The following is a 6,002-nucleotide window of genomic DNA, read 5'->3' as shown; positions in this document are numbered from 1 at the left end:
AGCTTTTACCATGCCCAAGTCATTGCCGGATGCCCTTGATCTACCCATACCCAAGCTGGTTGAGGCCGACGAAGATGGAGAGGTCAAAGACCCCAGGGTACTGCTGAACGGAGGCACCGTCAGGGTCTGCTACGACGACATGCAGCCAACAGACCGTATCACCCTGAACTGGCCCCGGACGGGAAGCTCTTATCCACCGATCGAGCCTCAGGATGGCGGTGGCGACGGTTGCATCAACTTTTATATCCCAGCCCAATACTAGCACTGCGGCTGGACAACTTTGCCAGGTTTACCTACACCGTCACACGAGACTGTGAGGAGGATCAAACCTCATTGGAAGGTGAGGTAAGAATCAGCCTGCCCTACCTGCCTCAGGTGCAAGTACTCAAAACTATCAACGACGAGCTGGATCTTTCTTTGTTTTGCTGTAAAGACCCGGTTATTTGCATTCCGGCTTGGGATTTTGCCAGCACGATCCAAACGATCAACTGCTATATAAGCGGGATTCGTCCTGATGGTACCGAATTCGGTTTCTACCGATACCAGCATGAGCCGGTTACCGAGGAGGACGTACGCGATGGATGGAAACGAGTCTTGCCTCAGTCCGTGCTCCGGCAGTTCAAGCATGACAGTGAGCTGTATATTTTTTGCAGTGTTCGCTTCAGTGCGGTTACACCTTACAGGGGCTTCCCAGGGAAGACCTATACGTTGCTGACCGAGCCCCATCTGGAGTTGGATGCGCCTAACGTTGTTCAATCGGTGGAATGTAGCCCTGGGGAGTTCCTGCTCAACCCGCTCAATGCCACGGAAGGCGCCACGCTTCGGGTGGCTTACGATCATCCGTGCCCCAAGGACTATGTGTGCGCTCACTGGACGGGCACCGCTGGGCCGGGCAACCCTTACCTGGCCTGCCAAGAGGTGGGGGCTGATGGCGTTGTCGACTTTGCGGTACCGGCTTCGGCGATCAGCGCCAATTTTAAGGAAACGGTTTCGGTGTACTACACCGTTTTACGCAATGGAGAGACGTGGACATCACGGCTCCGTGACATCCATATTCTGAACATCAGTGATTTGCCCAAGCCTGAGGTAACCGAGGCCACCGGCACGACGCTGGATCTCAATACCTTCCCCGGTGACGCTCAGATAACGGTCATCCCCTGGTGGTTTATCGATAAGGTTCACCCGCGCTGGCTATGGGTCACGGGCACCTTGGAAGACGGCACGTCGTACAGTTTTGAGGTGCTACGAGGCGAGTCTGGCCCGCTGACGGGGGTCACTGAAATCCTGCCACGACGCGAGCTGCAAAAGCTGGCGGATTGCAGCTGTGTGCAGGTGCATTTTGCGGTCAATTTCAATGGTCAGCTGGATAAGGCCAGCGCTGAGGAATTTCCAGCGTTGGAGTTGAAGTTGGTGCAGGAAGATCTGGTCCTCAAGGCGCCCACCGTACGGGAGGCAGTGGGTAGCGAGTTGACGATTTGGAACGGTCGGGACGGAGTGACTGTTCGCGTGGAGTACGAGCGCATCAGCGCGCAGCATGAGATTAGCCTGTGCTGGAAAGACCCGGACGGTGCTCGCTTGCCGTTGGCGCCAAAACCGGGCAACAGCAGTACGGGCTATGTCGATTTCGATATCCCCCGCGAGGCCGTCATTCGAGGCGCCGGCAAGAGGGTAGTGATCCATTACACCGTCACCAGTGCATGCAAAAACGCGACCTCCGATGATCTTGAGTTGAATATCAGCGTTCCGGTGCGCCTGCCGACGCCGGTGGTGCCGGAGGCCACGCGCGGCATTCTGGATCTGCGGACGGTCCTTGGCGACGCGCATATCACGGTCAATGATGAAAAATTCGATAAGGCATGGTGGTTCATCCTGGCGGGGCAGATGGGGTGGCTGGAGTGCCGGGGCATCAAAGAAGATGGCTCCCCCTACACTATCAAGGTGATGGTCAACGAGCCGATTACCGAGAACGATGTGGCCGATGGATTATCGCGAGTACTCAGACGCCAAGAGCTGGACAAACTGCGCAATGGAACGGCCTTGGACGTTGTATTCAAGGGCACTACTGAGATCGGCGGTAATGTGGGGAGCGCGATTGAGTTTCCTCTCTTGCATCTGGCGTTCCGTAAACTGTTCAGGGATGAAACGGACTTCAATCCCCAAGGTCCGGACAACGGTTGGAATCACTGGAAAAAAGGCGCGGGAGCCACGGATAGCAGGGACCTAGTCGTTAAACCGGGGGCCGGACCAGGCGGTCAGGCCGGTTACTACTTGTTTGATTGGGGATACACCAATACGAGAGACCCCATTACTCAGCGTGAGAAGTTGTTCAAGGAGTATTTCGAGTTGGAAGAGGGAAATCGCTACACATTCAGTGCATGGGTGCGTGATAACAGCGGCGCTCGCCCAGCACCTCGTCTTGTACTGGTGGCTGATGGCGTTGAAATCACCCCGATTACGACTCTTGGCAGGAATTGGGATGTGCTCGAGGGGGTGTTTACTGCAACGTCGGCAGCGACAAGACTCAGTATTGATAACCTCCAGATGGGGATGAATGGTAATGACTTTGACGTCACATCGATTGTCGTAACGGAAGTCTGATTAACCTCAGGTAATACCCTCAAAGCAAAAGGCCTCCCGTTTCTGGAGGCCTTTTGCTTTGGCATGACCCTTTATCGGGTACCCAGTATCTTGATCAACTTCTCCGGCGAAGGCGCCCCCTGCTGCTGCTGCAACCCACCCTTGTCATCCAGATAGAAAATCGCCGGCGTCGCCGACAACTCCAGCTCATCCATCAACTTCATATTGGCATCGAGCTTGGCCTCGACATCGGCCGGGATCTTCTCCAGAGCCTTGAGCTTGCTGCCCTTGCCGGCGGCTTCGTGTTCCTGCAGGGCTTTTTGCGGGTCTTTGGCGGCGAGCAGGGCGGCGGATTTGCCTGGGCTGTCTTCGCGGATGATGCCGACCATGATGTGGCGCAACTGCACCTTGCCGGCCTTGACCCATGGGCGCGCCTGTTCCCAGAACATGTTGCAGTACGGGCAGTTGGGGTCGCTGAACAGGTAAACGGTGCGCGGTGCGTTTTTATCGCCGTCCTGGATCCAGCTGCTTTTTTCCATCTTGGCCCAGACTTCCTTGGCCATCGGCGCGTACACCAGCTTTTCCAGGGGCGCGGTGCTCAGGTCATTGCCCTGGGCGTCGTACAGGTTGCCGGCGATCACGTGCTTGCCGTCGGCGGTCAGGTACAGCGCCATGCCTCGGTTCTGGTACTGCGCGGCGTAGCCGGTGAGGCCGCTGGGGGCGTCGAATGTGCCGATGATCTTGGCGCCCTTGGCTTCGATCTGCTTGATCGGCGCCGGCCAGTCTTCGGCGTGTGCCAGGGTGGCAGCGAGCGTCAAAGGCAGCAGGGTCAGCAAGTGGCGGAGGCGAGGCATGTCGGTTTCCTTGTTGTGGCGTTGTCGAAGGGTTCCATGGCGCGGGCCAGGCTGGCGTCGGATAGTTCGCCCAGGTGGCTGTTGATCAGGCGCCCATCGGCTTGGTAGAACAGCGTGGTCGGCAGCGCCATGGAACCCACGGCCTGGCCGAGGCGGCCGCTGGCGTCGAACAGCACGTTATCGAGATTCAGGCCCTGGGTGGCCAGGTAGGTGCTGACGCTTTGCATGCTTTCGGCCTGGTTGACGAACAGGAAGGTCACGTCGGGGCGCAGGCGCTGGGCGCTTTCCAGCACCGGCATTTCGCGACGGCACGGCGGGCACCATGTAGCCCACAGGTTGATCACCAGCGGCCCGCCCTGGTAGTCCGCCAGTTGCACCACTTCGCCATTGGCATTGCGCAAGGTGATGTCCGGCAGGCGGGTGCCTTTTTCGTAAACGCTGAGGGACAGGTTGGCCATGCCCCAGAACACCAGGCCGGTGATCACCCCGGCGCAGAGCGGCTTGCGCAGGGGCGGGCGACGCCAGCCGTACGCCAGCGCGCCGAGCACCAGCGCGATAATCCCGGGCCACGCAAGAAAGCCACCGTCGCGCAAGTCGACCATCTCGACCCAGTCGTTGCTGTAATAACTCCAGTACATCAACACAAAGCTGACACGGGCGGCGAGCATGCCCAGCAGGAACAGGCTGAACAGCACCGACTCAGGGTTCTCACCGCCGCGCTTGGCTACGCGCCAGCCCACCAGGGTGGCGAGAATCAGCGCGCTGATCAGCAGCAGATGATTCAGGGCAATGGCGAAGGTGCCGATGGTGAAGGTCAGCATCAGAGCGCGTTCCGTGTCTGGGTCCAGCGTTGCAGGAAGGCAGCCGCATCCACTTCGCCGGTGATGCGTTGGGCGCGGCGTTCGTCACCGTCCGGGCCGATCCACACGAAACTCGGCGGCCCCGGTACTTTGTAACGGCCCAGCAGCTCGCGGCTGGCGGCGTTGTCGGCGGTGACGTCCAGGCGCAGCAGGCGCACGTCTTTGAGCGCATCCATCACTTCGGGTTTGCCGAAGACCTGTTTCTCCATGATCTTGCACGACACGCACCAGTCGGCGTAGTAGTCCAGCAGCACCCATTGGCCCTGCGCCTTGGCGCTGTCGAGTTGGCTTTGCAGCGCGGCCGGGTCATTGATGGTCATGAACGCATCATGGGCGCTCGGTGCACTGGCGATCCGCGAGCCGCTGTAGACCTTCAACGGTTGCCACAGCTCATCGCTGCCACCCGCTGCACCCACCACCAGCACCGCGCCCCACAGGCCCAATACCAGGGAGCCGGCGCCGAAGACCTTGGCCGCCAGGCCGAACTCACGGGCCAGCGTCCAGCCGCAGTAGGCCATCACCAGCGCCAGGGCGCCCCACAAGCCGATCCACAGGCTGTCGTCGACCACGGGGCGAATCATCAGCACGGCGGTACCCAGGAACAGGAAGCCGAAGATGCCCTTGAGCACATTCATCCAGGTGCCCGGCTTGGGCAGGAAGCGGTTGCCCACAGTGACCAGCAACAACAGCGGAATACCGATACCGATACCCATGGCGAACAGGATCAGGCCACCGTGCAACGCATTGCCGCTCTGGGCGATATACAGCAGGGCGCCGGCCAGGGGCGCAGTCATGCACGGGCCCACCAGCAGACCGGACAGCGCGCCGAGTACCCCGGCACCCACCAGGCTGCCGCCGCTTTGCTGACGGCTGACGTTATCGAGACGGTCACGCAGGAAGGCGGGCAGTTGCAGTTCAAAGACGCCGAACATCGGCAGGGCGAGCACCACAAACAAGGCGGCAAAACTACCCAGGATCCATGGGGTTTGCAGCAGTGCGGCGAGGTTGGCGCCGAGCAATGCGGCCACCACACCCAGGGCCGCATACACCAGCGCCATGCACACCACGTAGCTGCCGGCCAGGGCAAAGCCACGACGCGGGCTGGCGCCACTGCCGACTACCAGGCCGGCGAGAATCGGCAGCATCGGCAACGAGCAGGGTGCAAACGCTAATAGCAGGCCCAGGCCAAAGAATACCAGCAGGCTCCAACCCAGGCTGCGCTGTTGCAGGCCGCTGGCCAGGCTTTGGTCCTGGGCCTGCGCGGTAGCGGCTACAGCCGGGTTGCCGCCCAGGTCTACGGTAATCGACTGTGGCGGATAGCACAGGCCCGCATCGGCACAGCCCTGCCAGCCCAGCTTGACCTGGCCAGTGGCGCCGGCGGGGATCTTCACCTCCAGGCCCTGGCGGTACACTTGCTGCTCGCCGAAGAACTCATCGCTATGGGCTTCACCCTGAGGCAGCACCGGCTGTTCGGCGAGACCGTCGAACTTCATGCGTTGCTGGTACAGGTAGTAACCGTCGGCAATCTGCCAATACAGTTGTGTCTCGCCACTTTCAAGACGTTCAGAGGTAAAGGTGAAGGCTTTGCCCACCGGGAGAAAGTCGGGTTTGGTTTCGAAGGGACTGCCCGGCGCTGCCTGGGCGAATCCTGCGAACAACACCAGCAGAAAGGTCAATAGATGCCGCATGGTCAAGCCTTAGTTCGATGCAA

The 6,002-nt window shown here is 60.0% G+C and carries 5 protein-coding genes; 2 read left to right on the top strand and 3 right to left on the bottom strand.

Annotation, left to right across the window (positions count from 1 at the left end; translation table 11 throughout):
* Window positions 1–10: 10 nt before the first annotated feature.
* Complete coding sequence (locus FRT59_RS09625; protein ID WP_153871058.1) at window positions 11–262, top strand: hypothetical protein; 252 nt, start codon at window positions 11–13, stop codon at window positions 260–262.
* A 71-nt stretch (window positions 263–333) separates the two neighbouring features.
* Window positions 334–2,598: a hypothetical protein gene (locus FRT59_RS09620; RefSeq protein WP_153871057.1), complete on the top strand. Its 2,265-nt coding sequence runs from the start codon at window positions 334–336 to the stop codon at window positions 2,596–2,598.
* Window positions 2,599–2,669: 71 nt separating this feature from the next.
* Here FRT59_RS09620 and dsbG read toward each other — a convergent pair whose 3' ends face one another.
* From dsbG to dsbD, 3 genes are read right to left on the bottom strand one after another with little or no spacing between them, the layout of a single operon-like run.
* On the bottom strand, window positions 2,670–3,431 hold the full coding sequence (gene dsbG, locus FRT59_RS09615) for a thiol:disulfide interchange protein DsbG (RefSeq protein ID WP_153871056.1): 762 nt from the start codon (window positions 3,429–3,431) through the stop codon (window positions 2,670–2,672).
* Window positions 3,407–4,252 (bottom strand): TlpA disulfide reductase family protein, encoded by an 846-nt coding sequence (locus FRT59_RS09610; RefSeq protein WP_153871055.1) that lies wholly within the window; start codon window positions 4,250–4,252, stop codon window positions 3,407–3,409. The genes dsbG and FRT59_RS09610 overlap by 25 nt, the downstream gene beginning before the upstream one ends.
* Entirely contained in the window at window positions 4,252–5,979 is a 1,728-nt protein-coding gene (dsbD, locus tag FRT59_RS09605) for a protein-disulfide reductase DsbD (protein WP_153871054.1), read from the bottom strand. Before dsbD ends, FRT59_RS09610 begins: the two co-directional genes overlap by 1 nt.
* Window positions 5,980–6,002 lie beyond the last annotated feature (23 nt).

Origin of the sequence: Pseudomonas haemolytica (genome assembly GCF_009659625.1) — a bacterium.
In the GTDB taxonomy this organism is placed as follows: Bacteria; Pseudomonadota; Gammaproteobacteria; order Pseudomonadales; family Pseudomonadaceae; genus Aquipseudomonas; species Aquipseudomonas haemolytica.
The sequence above is the reverse complement of the archived record's forward strand: the minus strand, read 5'-3'. Positions and strand labels throughout refer to the sequence as shown.

What these genes read in the sequence shown, in the direction of transcription:
- FRT59_RS09625 (WP_153871058.1), top strand. Translation starts at nt 11, where the DNA reads ATGCCCAAGTCATTGCCGGATGCCCTTGATCTACCCATACCCAAGCTG.
- dsbG (WP_153871056.1), bottom strand. Translation starts at nt 3,431, where the DNA reads ATGCCTCGCCTCCGCCACTTGCTGACCCTGCTGCCTTTGACGCTCGCT.
- FRT59_RS09610 (WP_153871055.1), bottom strand. Translation starts at nt 4,252, where the DNA reads ATGCTGACCTTCACCATCGGCACCTTCGCCATTGCCCTGAATCATCTG.
- dsbD (WP_153871054.1), bottom strand. Translation starts at nt 5,979, where the DNA reads ATGCGGCATCTATTGACCTTTCTGCTGGTGTTGTTCGCAGGATTCGCC.